Below are 13,776 nucleotides of genomic sequence, written 5' to 3'. Positions count from 1 at the left end.
CTTGCTGTTGTTGCTTGCTGTTGTTGCTTGCTGTTGTTGCTTGCTGTTGTTGCTTGCTGTTGTTGCTTGCTGTTGTTGCTTGCTGTTGTTGCTTGCTGTTGCTGGTTGCTGCAGAAGCGAGAGCAGGACAATCCGCAAGAGTGGAAGCAAGAACAAAAACAGAGACAGAAGCAGAAGCAAAGGCACCCCTCCCTAGCCCTCCCCTTGCCTGCGGCAAAGGGAGGGGATCGAGTTTGCACTTGGCAGCTGTTCCGATGCCTGCAGCACCCGGTGTTCTCCCTTCCTTTGCCTCAGGCAAGGGGGCGGAACATGCACTTGGCAGCTGTTCCAATGCCTGCAGCGACCGGTGTTCTCCCTCCCTTTGCCGCAGGCAAGGGGAGGGTTGGGGAGGGGTGCTTTTGGCTTTTGGCTTTTGGCTTTTGGCTTTTGGCTTTTGGCTTTTGGCTTTGTCCCTTCTCCCGCTTGCGGGAGAAGGTGCCCCGCAGGGGCGGATGAGGGGGCTTTTGGTTTTGCGGTACGGCCCCTGCCAAGCATGGCTCGGCACTACAGGCATTGCTTGGTTTTGGCTTCGCCCTTCTCCCGTTTGCGGGACTGCGCCCCCTTCTTGGGGGAAGGTGCCCCGCAGGGGTGGATGAGGGGGCTTTGGGTTTTGCGGTAAAGCCCCTGCCGAGCGTGGCTCGGCACTACATGGCTGCTTTGGCTCTGCTTCAGCCCTGCGCGCGCAGCAGTTGATGCAGGGTGCTTTTCAGCCTGCGCCCTTCCTCGCGCAGGTAATCACGCTCGTCCCGCCAGGCAGGAAAACGCGCCTCCACTTCCGCCCAGAATGCCGGCGAGTGATTGGCCTGCAGCAAGTGGCACAGCTCGTGTACCAGCACGTATTCGAACGCCGATGGACGCGCCAATACCAGCGCAAGATCCAGGGCCATCGAGCCGTCCGGCGCCAGCGAGCCCCATTGCGAGGACATCACCTTGGGCCGTAACCGTGACGGCGCGCGCGACAGACCCGGCAGGTAACGCGGCAACCACTGGCCGACATCGGCACGCACCTGCACTTCGTAGAACTCACGCAGTGCACGCCGCAATGCCGGCTCACCGGCACGTGCTGGCAGTTGGATGTTGACCCCGCCGGCATCGACCTCGATGCGGGTGAAACGTCCCTCCTGCCATTGCACCGGCAGCAACTCACCGCGCAAGGGCAGTACGCCCGGTTCGCGCAGCTGCAGCGCCGGTGCCAGCAGACCATCGCCGCCCAGCCGCGCCAGCTGCTGCTGCAGCCATTGCCGGTTGGCCTGCAGAAAGCGTTCGCCGGAAACAAGGCTGGCACGCAGCGGCATGGTCAGCCGCGCGCCGCGTTCATCGACGCTGAGCTTGAGCCGGCGCGCGCGCGGGTCACGCACGCGCAAAACGTCGATCTCGGCATCGTCCAGGCGCAGGCGCACCGTGTCGCGCTGGATCACCGGCGCGGCGGGTGTCATCAAACGGCGGAGCAGACTGGCCATGAGTCCAGCATAGTCCCTACCCGGTTACGAAACCGGGTAGGTCAGCAACGGATTCAGCTGTCAGCCTTGCTCAGCTTGAACGCCTGTTCAAGCAGCAGGAACAAGCGGCGGATTTCACCACTCTGCAAGGCGAAACGCGCATCCAGTTCGGCACGGCGGCCTTCTTCGTCGATGTGCTCGAGCTGGTCCAGTGCGCCATCGAGGAACTTCAGCTTGCGCACGATCAGGTCGTCGCCCAGCACGAAGGACAGGTTGTCCTCGAAGATCAGCGCCAGCTTGGTCACCTGCTTGCCGGCGTCCAGGTGCTTGTCGATCTCGTCGCAGCGCAGTTCCTGGTGCTGGCACTTGACCACCGCACCACCTTCGGCCGGGTCCTTCATCTCGCATTCTTCGCCCAGGCTCAGGCCTTCGGGCAGCGGCTCGCCGGCAATCCACGCAGTCAGGATGGCGCGCGGTGCGACTTCGGCGTTCAGCGGCATCGCCGGGAAACTGCCGAGCATGCCGCGGATGTCGCTCATCACATTCTCGCCGGTCTTGCGGCTGGAACTGTCGACGGCGACGTAGCCGTGCTGCAGGTCTAGGAAGGCATCGGTGCGCGAGCTCTTGACGAAGGCGCGCGGCAGCAGCTCATGCAGCAGGTCGTCCTTCAGGCGCTTGCGCTCGCGACCGCCGGGCTTGCGGCCTTCCTTCTCTTCGATTTCTTCCAGCTTGCGCGCCAGCAGGTCGTTGACCACCACGCTGGGCAGGATCTTGTCCTCACCGCCCACGGTCAACCACAGCGCGTCACCGATGCGATGCGAGAACTGGGTTTTTTCTTCACGGCCGAACGGCGAAATGAAGCCGCGCGAGGTCATTTCCAGCGCACCAACCGGCTTGAGCACCACCTGCGGCAACAGCGTGTCGACGTCGGAGAAATCAATGGAGGTCGGGAAACGGAACAGCGTGAGGTTCTTGAAAAACATGGGTGTCCTATTTCGTAATCATGGTTCAGGGCCTGGCTTCCCAGCGTAGGAGAAGCTGCTCCGGAGAGCTTGCCGCCATCGAGGCGGGCGGATGAGAAAAGCGCGCTACCTGACTTCAGATCACCGTAGCACTGCCTACCCTCATCCCAACCCTTCTCCCGATGGGAGAAGGGCTTGTTGATCTTGTTGTTTGTCACTGCCGTCGAGCCATGCCTGCGCATCAGATTGCGGCGCGTTTTCACGGCGACCCAGCGACAGGAAATCGAACAGCTTGGGATCGGCCAGCTGCGAGGGACGGATGTCGCCCAACGCGCGGGAGATCTGCTCGATGCGGCCGGGCGTGTCCTTCTCCCACTGCTTCATCATCAGGCCGATCTGCTTGCGCTGCAGGTTCTCCTGGCTGCCGCACAGGTTGCACGGAATGATCGGGAACTGGCGGGCATCGGCGTACTCGATGATGTCCGCTTCGCGCACATAGGCCAGCGGGCGGATCACCACATGCTTGCCGTCGTCGCTGCGCAGCTTGGGCGGCATGCCGGAAATCTTGGAGTGGTGGAACAGGTTCATGAAGAACGTGGCCACCATGTCATCGCGGTGGTGGCCCAAGGCGATCTTGGTGAAACCATTGGCTTCGGCATAGGTGTACAGCGAGCCACGGCGCATGCGCGAGCACAGCGAACACATGGTCTTGCCTTCAGGGATCACCCGGCTGACCACCGAATAGGTGTCCTGTTCGATGATGTGATACGGCACGCCGATCGAGGCCAGGTATTCGGGCAGCACATGTTCGGGGAAGCCGGGCTGCTTCTGGTCCAGGTTCACCGCCACCAACTCGAACGGCACCGGGGCCTTCTTCTGCAGCTGCAGCAGCACGTCCAGCAAGGTATAGCTGTCCTTGCCGCCGGACAGGCAGACCATCACCTTGTCGCCGGCTTCGATCATGCCGAAATCGGCAATGGCCTGGCCTACCTGGTGGCGCAGGCGTTTGCCGAGTTTCTGGTGTTCACGTTCGGCCGCGTGCGGATCACGGGCCCGCGGGGCGGGATCGGGCAGGGAAATGACAGCGCTCATCCGGCCATTCTACCGGGTCGGCGGCATCCCTCACGTGGCCGATGGCAACGTGTATGCTCAACCCCCGTGGAGACCATGACCCCCGAGCAGATCAGCCAACGCATCGCCGTCCTGCGGGCCGAACACCGCAGCCTGGACGAGAACATCGCGCGCCTGGCCGCCAACCCCGACGACGATCTGGAAGCCAAGCGGCTGAAGAAGCGCAAGCTGCAGCTGCGCGACTGCATCACCCGGCTGGAATGCATGCTGATCCCGGACGAGCCCGCCTGAACGCGGCGTAGCGCCGAGCCATGCCCGGCAGGGGCTTTGCAAGGCAATCCTGCAACACCGCAGAGCTTGTAGGAGCGGCGTAAGCCGCGAAGCTGGCCCAGCTGGAATTACCGGCATGGCCGTAATCTGAGCGAGCAGTGGCTTCGCGGCTTATGCCGCTCCCACAACCTGCACGGCCGCAAACAAAGTCAAAACCTACCCCTCCCCAACCCTCCCCTTCGCTACGCGAAAGGGAGGGAGCGAAGCAGGTAGTGCCGAGGCATGCTCGGCAGGGGGCTTCCCAAGGCAATCCCGCAACCCCGGAACTGTAGGAGCGGCGTAAGCCGCGAAGCTGGCAGGGTTGCAATCACCGGTGTGCCTGCAATCTGAGCAAGCAGTGGCTTCGCGGCTTACGCCGCTCCCACAACGGCACGCCCCATCACCGTGCACGGCCACAAACAACATCAAAACCTACCCCTCCCCAACCCTCCCCTTCGCTACGCGAAAGGGAGGGAGCGAAGCAGGTAGTGCCGAGCCATGCTCGGCAGGGGCCGTACCGGTAACGTCCCAGCGGAGCATGGCTCCGCGCTACAGGTGTCACTCAGACTACTGGCGGCACTTCCGCTTTCACCGCTTCCGGGCTCACACGTTCGATGGTGTGGCGCAGTTCGCGGCCGAGGATGAACTTGGCGTCCTTGGCCCAGGCATCCAGGCGCTCGTCGAACAGCAGCTTGCTGTTCTGGTCCGGCCAGACCAGGCGCAGTTCGCGCATCTTCTGGATGAAGCCGCGGAACAGGGTCTTGTCGAAGAACTCCGGTGCCGCCGGCGCGTACAGCAGGCTCAGGCGTTGTGCGGCCTGCTGGCACAGGCTTTCCAGTTCGCCGGCGCCGAGCGTGCCCGGGCCGTTCTTCACCAGCACCGAGATGGCGATGTAATAACGCTCGAACGCCTGTTGCAGCGAATGGCCGATCGCGCGCAGGCGGAACACCTCGTCGGTCTGGCCGGTACTGCGTGCCAGCATGCCGCCGTCGTCCTCGCCCACGTGCTGCAGCAGGCCTTCGCGCACGAACACGTCGATGGTCTGGTCAATGCGCGCGGCGAACTCGTCCTCGGTCCACGGCAGGAACAGCTCTGCCTGCAGGAACGGGTACAGGCCGCGGCCCAGCCGCAGCAGGCCGCCACGGCTCATGCGGCGGTTGTTCTGGAAGCAGCACGCCACCCACGAGGAGGCGGTGAACAGGTGCAGCACGTTGTTGCGGAAGTAGCTCAGCAGCACTGCGGTATCGCCGCTGACGCTGAGCACATCGCCCAGCGGGTGCTTGATGCGGCTGAGGACGTTGATTTCCTCGGCGTGGGCAATGATGCGTTCGGGCGAATGCGGGGTGACCGTGACCCGGTCCGAATACGGCATTTCCACCAGCAGCTTCTTGCACAGCTCGATCTGCGCGATCAGGTCGGCCTCGCCCATCGCGTGCTTGGGCGTGGACAGCAGCGCCAATGCCAGCAGGTTGATCGGGTTGACGTCGGCAGCGGCGTTGATGCGCTCCTGGATCTGCTCGGCAAGCACGTCGACGGTGCCAGCAAGCCAGCTCGGCTTCTCGTCTTCAGGCACCGGTTGGCCGTCCCATTCGGGCGCCATCTTCGCCAGCACGTCATTCAGCGCGATGGGCTCACCGAAATTCACCACCACCTGGCCGTAGTTCTGCTTGAGCACCTTGGGAATGCCCCACAACAGCGCCCAGATGGATTCCTTTTCCTTCGGCCGGCCGGTCAGCTCATCGAGGTAGCTGTTGCCCTCCATCAGCTTTTCATAGCCAACGTAGATGGGCTGGAACAGCACCGGCCTGCGCGGCTGGCGCAGGAAGGCGCGCAGCGTCATCGAGATCATGCCACCCTTGGGCTGCAGCAGCCGGCCGGTACGCGAGCGCCCGCCTTCGACGAAGTATTCGATCGAGTAACCGCCTGCCACCAGCTGCGCCACGTACTCGCTGAGCACTGCCGAATACAGCGCATTACCCTTGATCGAGCGGCGGATGAAGAACGCGCCGCCCTTGCGCAGCAGCGTGCCGACCACCGGCAGGTTGAGGTTGATGCCGGCCACGATGTGCGGCGGCACGATGCCACGGTCGTACAGCAGGTAGCTCAGCAGCAGGTAGTCCATGTGGCTGCGGTGGCTGGGCACGTAGATGATTTCGTGGCCAGGCGCGGCTTCCTTGAACTTGTCCAGGTGGTGCACCAGCACGCCGGCGTAGATGCGGTTCCAGACGTGGCTGAGCATGAAGCTGGCCGAACGCACCACCGGGGTGGAGTAATCGGCGGCGATTTCCCAGGCGTAGCCCTGCGCCTTCTTCCAGGCGTCGGTGGTCTTGGAGTTGTCGCGCTTGGCCTGGGTGGCGATGGCTTCGCGCACCGGGTCCGACTCCAGCACCTTGTCCACCAGCAGGCGGCGGGTGGACAGGTCGGGGCCGATGATCGATTCGCGGATGCGGCGGAAGTGGGTGCGCAGCACGCGCTGCAGCTTGCGTACGGTGCGCTCGGGCTCCAGGCCTTCGTCCACGGTCTCGCGCAGCGATACCGGCGGCGCGAACCGGACAATGGTGTCGCGGCCGTTGAGCAGGATCGCCAACAGCCGGCGGAAGCGGCCAACCAGCGCCCAGTTTTCCGAGAACAGCACCGCGAACCAGCCGCTCTGCTTGTCCGGGGCGCGGCCGACGAAGATCGACACCGGCACCAGGTGCACGTCTAGGCCGGGGTTGGCGCGGTGCGCCTGCAGCAGCTTGGCCAGCGAGTCGGAATGGGTTTTGGCGCCGCGCTGTTCGGGCAGCAGCATGTTGTTGCTGGAACGGCGCGACAGGGCCACATAGGCGCGCTTGCGGCCGGTGGGGTCACCGGCCAGCGGCACCAGTGGCGAAGGCAGGCCAGCGTCGCGGCAGGCCTTGTCCAGGATCAGCGCGTTGGACAGACCGTAGTCTTCCAGCACATAGACCACCGGGCGGCCGTCATTGTGCTGGCCGGCCTGGTCGGGCTCGATCTTCAGGCCGAGCCAGGGCTCGATCAGCTTGCCCAGCAGGCGCGCCCACAGCGGACGACGGGCAGCACGGGCCACGGGCACCGGCCGCGCGGAGGCGCCCGGCACGATGGCAGCAGGAGTGGCGGGCGTCGCGTTGGCGGCGTCCGGCGGCAGCAGTTCACCCTGGTCGGGCTGGGATTTCTGTTTCGACATCGGCGCCATTATGGCTTAGCCGTCGCGGCGGCGTTGTCTGGTTTTTCCAACGCCGGGTTTTCGGCCGGCGGCAGCGCATCGGACTTGGCCTGCTCGGCCTCGGCGTTGGCCTGCTCGGCAGCGCGCGCGGCGGTCAGCAGCGCCTCCACTTCGCCCAGGGTGCGGGCCAGATACCAGCGGTTGTCACGCCGCACCAACGCCACCTGCAGGTCCAGCTCCTTGCCGGCCAGCGGGTATTGCACGCGCACAGTGGCGCGGTCGCCGTTCTGGGACACCAGGCCGGTGCGCATCTGCTGCACGCTTTCATCCAGGTTCAAGCCGTAGGCGGCCAGCACCTGCTTGCTGGCGGCGGCGAATGGGCCGAGCTTCTGCAGCGTGCCGGTCATGCCGGCGTCCTGGAAAGCCTGTTCGCCGGCCAGGCCGGTGGCGCGGGCAGCTGCGGTGAGGGTGGCAATGGAGGTCTGCGCGAGCGTGGGATCGGGCAGCGGCGCAGCCTGGGCCCAATCGCTCAGGGCGGTGACCAACTGCACGTAATGCGCACGTTCGGCGGCGTTGTAGTCACCTTGATGGCTGATGTACTGCACACCAAACAGGCCCAGCGAGTGCGCGGCCTGCCGCACGGCGGCGTTCTGCCCTTCCAGCTGCGCCTTGAAGGCACGCTGCAGCTGGCGTTCGGCATCCTTCTGCGACAGCGTCGCCAGCAGCGCGGGCAGCTTTTCGTCCAGCGGCAGCTCGGTCAGCGGCCAGCGGCTGTGGCCCTGCGCCCAGGCGGCCTCCAGCTCGGCGTATTGCGCTGGCGGCACCGCATCGCGGGCATAGGCGACCAGATCGTTGTCGCGCAGGTGCTGGACAAGCTGGCGTACCGCCGCCGCCGGCTCGGTCGCGGCGCCGGGCAGTGCCTCCGGGGTGCGCTTGCAGGCAACCGTCAAGACCACCAGGCAGACGGCCGCCAGGGCGATGGTCTGGCAGCTGCGTAATGAACGTCGTTGCATGGCGGCCTCGATCCTCCCCGTAGGCCGAGCATCTTGATGCCTGCCCGGTGACAGCAGCAAGCACGGCCGTCACGGCGTCGAAGCACGGCACGGCGGGAGGCCGCGGCCGCGGTCATCACCGCTCTGCGCCGGCATTCGATCCCGCAATAAAAAAAGAGGCCGCCCCGTTGCCGGTGACAGACCCCTCAAACCGGCACGAGGCCGGTAGACATGTTTGACGCATCGCCGGTAGAACCGGACGAGACGTAGCCTACCTGCCGGATTCAGTTAAAGCAATACTTGATGAACAATAGTATAAGTTATTGATTTTACTTGATTGAATCAAGAATTTCGCACTGCATGGCCAAGGCCGCGGCACGCGGATCGGCGGCCAGGCGGATCGGCCTCCCCACCACAATGGCGTCCGCGCCGTCAGCGAAGGCCTGGGCCACGCCCACGGTGCGCTGCTGGTCATCATCCACCGGGCCGCCAGGGCGAATGCCGGGGCAGACGATGGAGAAACCCTGACCGGTAGCCGCGCGGATCGGCGCGGCTTCCTGGCCAGAGGCGATCACCCCGTCAATGCCGGCCCGCTGCGCGGCCAGCGCGCGCTCCACCACCACGTCCACCGGCTCACGGTCGATGCCCATCTGGGCCAGATCCGGCCGCCCCATCGAGGTCAGCACGGTCACCGCCAGCAGGCGCATGTCCGAAGTATTGGCGGCGGCAGCAGCTTCCATCATGCCCGGGTGCCAGCCATGGATGGTGCAGTAGCTCACCGGCCACTGCGACAACCGCCGGATCACGCCGGCGATGGTGGCCGGAATATCGAAGAACTTGAGGTCGACGAACACCCGCTTGTCGCGCTTGGCCAGTTCTTCGAGCACATCGAAGTACTCGCCCGAAGCCAGCAGTTCCATGCCGATCTTGTAGAACGACACCGCATTGCCGAGCTTGTCCACCCATTCGATGGCCTCGGCCTTGCCGGGCACGTCCAGCGCGAAGATCAGGCGTTCATCGGCGCGCAGGGGCAGCGGTGCACGGCTCATCGGGCCAGCTCCAGCGCTTCACGCTTGGCGCCGTTGCGCAGATCGGCCGGCAACGACCAGGCATTGTTGATGGCCGCACCTTCCCAGCCACCGTAGGTGGGATTGGGCAGGATCCACCAGCGCGAGCCGATCCAGCCCTGGTACTTGTCCAGCAGCAGGTCGCGCGCGGCCAGGCTGTTGTCCTCGACCTGCAGGAAATCGGTGAACTGGTCGCCTACCTGCATCAGCACGCGGTACTGCTGCGCCACCAGCTGGCGGCGGCAGCCCTTCTCGCTGCCATGTTCGGTACAGCCCGGCACCGGCGTGCCCAGGCCCAGATAGACGCTGTCATCGGCGACCGGGAAGCCGACCTGGCGCAGGTTGGCGATAGTGGCGTCCTTCATCGCCGCGGTGCGGTTGCTGATGTAGATCATGGTCACGCCCTTGGCAGCCGCGGCCTGCGCGAACTGCACCGCACCGGGCACCGGCTGGGCCTTGCGCTCATCCACCCAGGCTTCCCAGGTGGCGTCGTTGTAGCTGGCGCCGTCATGCACAAGCCGCGCCTGGTAGGGCGAGTTGTCGAGCACGGTCTCGTCCACGTCCACCACCACCGCCGGCTTCAGCGTGGCCGCCTGGTGACTGCCGCCTTCTTCCGGCAACAGCGCGGTCCAGCGGCCGTCGGCCAGCGCCGCGTCCAGCTGTGCAGCGGCCAGCTTCCAGGTCTGCAGCGCGCTGGCCCGGTATTCCTGCGAACGCTGCACCCACAGCACGGCATTGAGGTTGTCGTTGGGGGCATTGGCCGGGGCCACCAGGGCGTCGGCCGGGGCCGGAGAAACGCGGCTCAGCGGCGCGGTCGAGCTGCAGGCGGCCAGCGACAGCACGGCGCCGGCCAGCAGGGTAAAGGCGGGGAATCGGGACATGGAAACTACCGGGATCTTCGAAAACCGGGCAAGTTTACCGGCTCGTCGGCCTGCCCGCCCCGCCGGCCGCAGGCACGGCCCGGAACCCCAGCCACGGCCGGTGCCCGCAAAGCCCGGAATGCCGGGGTTTCAGCCCCGTGTTCCGCTCTCCGCTATGCTTGCGCCCCCTTGCAAGACCAGAGCCCGGACCGTGACCGACACCAGCCAGACCCCCGATTTCCCCGTGCTCGACCCCGCCCTGGCGCGCGTGCTCGGCTGCCTGATCGAAAAGGAGGCCACCACCCCGGACGCCTACCCGCTTACGGTCAATGCCGCCCAGGTCGCGGCCAACCAGAAGACCGCACGCGAGCCGGTGATGAGCCTGGAAACCGGCAAGGTGCAGCACGCGCTGCGCCAGCTGGAAACCATGGGCTTGGCCCGCCAGCATTTCTCCTCGCGTGCCGAGCGCTACGAGCACTTGGCCGGCATCAAGCTCGACCTGCCGCGCCAGCAGGTCGCCCTGCTCGGCCTGCTGTTGCTGCGCGGGCCGCAGACCACCGCTGAACTGGCCACGCGCAGCGAGCGCATGGCCCGGTTCGCCGATGCCGCCGACCTGCGCCACCAGCTGGAACGCATGCAGCAGCGCGGGCTGGTGGTGCAGCTGCCGCGCGCCTCCGGGCAGCGCGAAGACCGCTTCATGCATCTGCTCTCGGGCCCGGTGGATGTGGAGGCCTTGGCGGCAAACTACCGTGCATCGACCACCGCTGCCGCCACGCTGGACAACAGCGCCCTGGAAGATCGTGTGCAGCAGCTGGAAACCACCGTGGCCGCCCTGCAGGCGCAGCTGGCAGCGTTGCAGGAGCAACTCGGCGGCTGAGCCGGTGCAGAAGGCATTCTGACCGTAGCCCGGGTAAGCACAGCGCACCCCGCGCCTTTGGCGGAAAATCAGAGATCCCTGGGATCCTTACAGCTGCGCTTACCCGGGCTACGCAGCTGAGCGGATTACCGGTTTGGCCGGTGGACGAACATCAGCAGCTGTTCGACCTCGCCAGGCAGCACCACGGTGCCGTCGCGGTCGAAGCCAAGCTTTTCCAGCAAGGCCACCGAACGCGCATTGCCCTGCGACACGATCGCGCGCAGCTCACCCAGGCCCAGGCTGGCGCGAGCGTAAGCCAGCACCGCCTGCACCGCTTCGCGTGCATAGCCCTGCCCCGTATGCGGGGAGAGCAGCGCGTAGCCGACATCGGCCGTGGGCAGGCCCGGCCGCCGCACCAGCCCGGCGTTGCCCAGCCAGGCCCCGTCGCTGCGCCGTTCAACCGCATACATGCCGAAGCCATGCGCCGTGTAACTGCCGAAAGTGTGCTTGCGCACGTAATCGCGCGCCTGCTCCAGCGTGCGCACGCCGCGGTCACCGATGAACTGATGGAAGCCGGGCTCATTGAGCAGCTGCAGCATCCCGGCGGCATCGCCGTCGTCGTCACGCAGCAGGCGCAGTTGCAGGCGTTCGGTCTGGATCAGGGACATAAGGGGCTCGGTTTTAGCCCCCTCCCTTTTGCGCAGCAAAGGGGAGGGCTGGGGAGGGGTGGCTTTTGATGTTGGTCGGTAAAGCCCCTGCCGAGCATGGCTCGGCACTACCGCCCCCCCTTCTACCAAGGGAGGGCTGAGGGGTTGTTAGCAGTGAGCCCCAATCAAACCGCAAAGCCAAGGGCCAAATCTACCCCACCCGACCTGCCCCTTGGCTGCACCAAAGGGGAGCGGCAAAACCTCAATCAAACAGTGCTTGAATCGCCGCCAATCCAGCCTTCGCCCGTTCCTGCTTGTGCGCGGCATCGGCGACCGGATCGGCGCCGTCGCGCTGGATCTCGCTCGCTGGAATTTCATCAAAGAACCGGCTGGGCTTGAGCCGGATGTGCTCGCCGAATTTGCGGGTCAAGCGGCTGAAACTCATCCACAGCTGGATCTTGGCGCGGGTGATGCCCACGTACAGCAGGCGCCGCTCTTCCTGCAGGTTGCCCTCGTCCAGGCTGACCTGGTGCGGCAGCACGCCGTCCTCGCAGCCGACGATGAACACATACGGAAACTCCAGGCCCTTGGACGCATGCAGCGTCATCATCCGCACCTGGTTGCCGCCGTCGTCCTTGTCGTTGCGTGAGATCAGCGCCAGCTGCGCGGCCATGTCGGCGGCGCTGGCACCACGCGGGCCACTCTCGAACCACGAAGCCAGTTCTTCCAGGTTGTTGGCGCGGCGCTCGTAGCCGGCCGTGTCCTTGGCCGCATGGCGCAGCTCGGCCAACATGCCTGAATCCTTGGCCACGCGGCGAACCAGATCACCCGAACTCATCTGCCGCATGTCCAGCCGCAGCGCACGCAGGATGTCGGTGAACCGGCTCAGGCTGTTGGCCGCACGCGGGGTGAGCTGGGCCAGCGCGCCCATGCTCTCGGCGGCGTGCGCCATCGGAATATCTTTCTCGGATGCCAGCTCGGCCAGCTTGGCCAGGGTGCTGGCGCCCACATCACGTTTGGGAGACTGCACCGCGCGCATGAACGCGGTGTCATCGTCGGGGTTCACGATCAGCCGCAACCACGCCAGGGTGTCCTTCACTTCCTGCCGCTCGAGGAACACCGTGCCGCCGTTGAGGTGGTACGGCACACCGACCAGCTGCATGGCTTTTTCCAGCGGCCGCGACTGGAAGTTGCCGCGGAACAGGATGCAGAAATCACTCCACGGAATCTTGCGGCTGGTCGCCAGGAAGTGGATTTCGGCTGCCACCTTTTCCGCTTCGTGTTCGCTGTTGCGGCACTCCCATACGCGGATGCGCTCGCCGTCGGCTTGGTCCGACCACAGGGTCTTCAGGTGCTCGTGCGGGTTGTGCGCGATCAGCGCATTGGCCGCACGCAGCACGCGGTTGGAACAGCGGTAGTTCTGTTCCAGCTTGATGATCTGCAGCGCCGGGTAATCCACCGCCATCTGCTGCAGGTTTTCCGGGTTGGCGCCGCGCCAGGCGTAGATCGACTGATCGTCATCGCCCACGCAGGTGAAATTGCCGCGCGGCCCGGCCAGCTGCTTGAGCAGCCGGTACTGGGCGTCGTTGGTGTCCTGGCATTCGTCGACCAGCAGATAGCCGATGCGCTCGCGCCAGGCCAGGGCGATATCCGGATTTTCTTCCAGCACCTGCACCGGCAACCGGATCAGGTCATCGAAATCCACCGCATTGAACGAAGTCAGGCGGGCCTGGTACAGCTCGTAGACCATCGCCGCGTCTTTTTCGCGGTTGCTGCGCGCCGCCGCCATCGCCTGCTCGGGCGACAGGCCGGAGTTCTTGGCGCGCGAGATCAGGTTCTTCATGTCCTCGATGTCATCGGGCTTGGCATTGCTGCCGCCCAGCAGATCCTTGATCTGCGCGCCGGCGTCGTCGGCATCGAAAATGGAGAAACTGCGCTTCAGCCCCACGTGTTCATGTTCGATCTGCAGGAACTTCAGGCCCAACGCGTGGAAGGTGCAGATGGTGACCTCGGCCGCATCCTCGGCGCGCAGGCGCTTGGCCACACGCTCGCGCATTTCCTTGGCCGACTTGTTGGTGAAGGTGATCGCAGCGATACGGCGGGCGCTATAGCGGCCAATACCGATCAGATGGGCGATTTTCTCCACGATCACGCGGGTCTTGCCGCTGCCGGCACCGGCCAGCACCAGCAGAGGACCTTCGGCATGCACGGCCGCGGCACGTTGGGGGGGATTGAGGGAATCGAGCATTCAGGAACTAGGGGATAGGAACCAGTAAAGGCAGGGCTTCAGGGCGGCATGTATTCTGTCACCCCTCGGGATCCGATGTTGTTTTCACTGGCTCCTGGTTCCCATCCCCTAGTTCCTGATTCA

At 65.2% G+C, this 13,776-nt stretch carries 11 protein-coding genes; 2 read left to right on the top strand and 9 right to left on the bottom strand.

Annotation, left to right across the window (positions count from 1 at the left end; translation table 11 throughout):
- Positions 1 to 707 precede the first annotated feature (707 nt).
- The 3 genes from BCV67_RS10110 to ttcA form a co-directional block, all read right to left on the bottom strand.
- Positions 708 to 1,499, bottom strand: coding sequence for a M48 family metallopeptidase (locus BCV67_RS10110; RefSeq protein ID WP_062170721.1), 792 nt, complete (start codon positions 1,497 to 1,499; stop codon positions 708 to 710).
- Between the two features lie 53 nt (positions 1,500 to 1,552).
- The gene (locus BCV67_RS10105) at positions 1,553 to 2,461 is read right to left on the bottom strand and encodes a recombination-associated protein RdgC (protein WP_062170722.1); all 909 of its coding nucleotides are present in this window, start codon (positions 2,459 to 2,461) and stop codon (positions 1,553 to 1,555) included.
- Between the two features lie 141 nt (positions 2,462 to 2,602).
- Positions 2,603 to 3,532, bottom strand: coding sequence for a tRNA 2-thiocytidine(32) synthetase TtcA (ttcA, locus tag BCV67_RS10100; RefSeq protein WP_062170723.1), 930 nt, complete (start codon positions 3,530 to 3,532; stop codon positions 2,603 to 2,605).
- A gap of 75 nt (positions 3,533 to 3,607) precedes the next feature.
- On the opposite strand from ttcA, the gene BCV67_RS10095 reads away from it, so the two are divergent.
- Positions 3,608 to 3,802, top strand: a complete 195-nt coding sequence (locus tag BCV67_RS10095) for a YdcH family protein (protein ID WP_156455903.1) — start codon at positions 3,608 to 3,610, stop codon at positions 3,800 to 3,802.
- A gap of 580 nt (positions 3,803 to 4,382) precedes the next feature.
- On the opposite strand, the gene plsB is transcribed toward BCV67_RS10095, so the two are convergent.
- The 4 genes from plsB to BCV67_RS10075 all read right to left on the bottom strand — a co-directional run bounded on the left by plsB (position 4,383) and on the right by BCV67_RS10075 (position 9,923).
- Positions 4,383 to 7,013, bottom strand: a complete 2,631-nt coding sequence (gene plsB / locus BCV67_RS10090) for a glycerol-3-phosphate 1-O-acyltransferase PlsB (RefSeq protein WP_062170725.1) — start codon at positions 7,011 to 7,013, stop codon at positions 4,383 to 4,385.
- On the bottom strand, positions 7,013 to 7,996 hold the full coding sequence (locus BCV67_RS10085; RefSeq protein ID WP_062170728.1) for a hypothetical protein: 984 nt from the start codon (positions 7,994 to 7,996) through the stop codon (positions 7,013 to 7,015). The genes plsB and BCV67_RS10085 overlap by 1 nt, the downstream gene beginning before the upstream one ends.
- Before the next feature lie 308 nt (positions 7,997 to 8,304).
- Positions 8,305 to 9,024, bottom strand: coding sequence for an orotidine-5'-phosphate decarboxylase (gene pyrF / locus BCV67_RS10080; RefSeq protein ID WP_062170730.1), 720 nt, complete (start codon positions 9,022 to 9,024; stop codon positions 8,305 to 8,307).
- Positions 9,021 to 9,923, bottom strand: coding sequence for a 5'-nucleotidase, lipoprotein e(P4) family (locus tag BCV67_RS10075; protein WP_062170732.1), 903 nt, complete (start codon positions 9,921 to 9,923; stop codon positions 9,021 to 9,023). The genes pyrF and BCV67_RS10075 overlap by 4 nt, the downstream gene beginning before the upstream one ends.
- A 190-nt stretch (positions 9,924 to 10,113) precedes the next feature.
- On the opposite strand from BCV67_RS10075, the gene BCV67_RS10070 reads away from it, so the two are divergent.
- Positions 10,114 to 10,779, top strand: a complete 666-nt coding sequence (locus tag BCV67_RS10070) for a YceH family protein (RefSeq protein ID WP_062170735.1) — start codon at positions 10,114 to 10,116, stop codon at positions 10,777 to 10,779.
- Between the two features lie 125 nt (positions 10,780 to 10,904).
- Here the strand turns inward: BCV67_RS10070 and BCV67_RS10065 are convergent, their stop codons facing one another.
- Positions 10,905 to 11,426: a GNAT family N-acetyltransferase gene (locus BCV67_RS10065; RefSeq protein ID WP_062170737.1), complete on the bottom strand. Its 522-nt coding sequence runs from the start codon at positions 11,424 to 11,426 to the stop codon at positions 10,905 to 10,907.
- Positions 11,427 to 11,667: 241 nt separating this feature from the next.
- Positions 11,668 to 13,653, bottom strand: coding sequence for a UvrD-helicase domain-containing protein (locus BCV67_RS10060; RefSeq protein ID WP_062170740.1), 1,986 nt, complete (start codon positions 13,651 to 13,653; stop codon positions 11,668 to 11,670).
- Positions 13,654 to 13,776: the final 123 nt, after the last annotated feature.

This window comes from Stenotrophomonas nitritireducens (assembly GCF_001700965.1).
Lineage (GTDB): Bacteria > Pseudomonadota > Gammaproteobacteria > Xanthomonadales > Xanthomonadaceae > Stenotrophomonas > Stenotrophomonas nitritireducens_A.
Note: the sequence above shows the minus strand (reverse complement) of the source record. Positions and strands in the feature narration are given on the sequence as shown.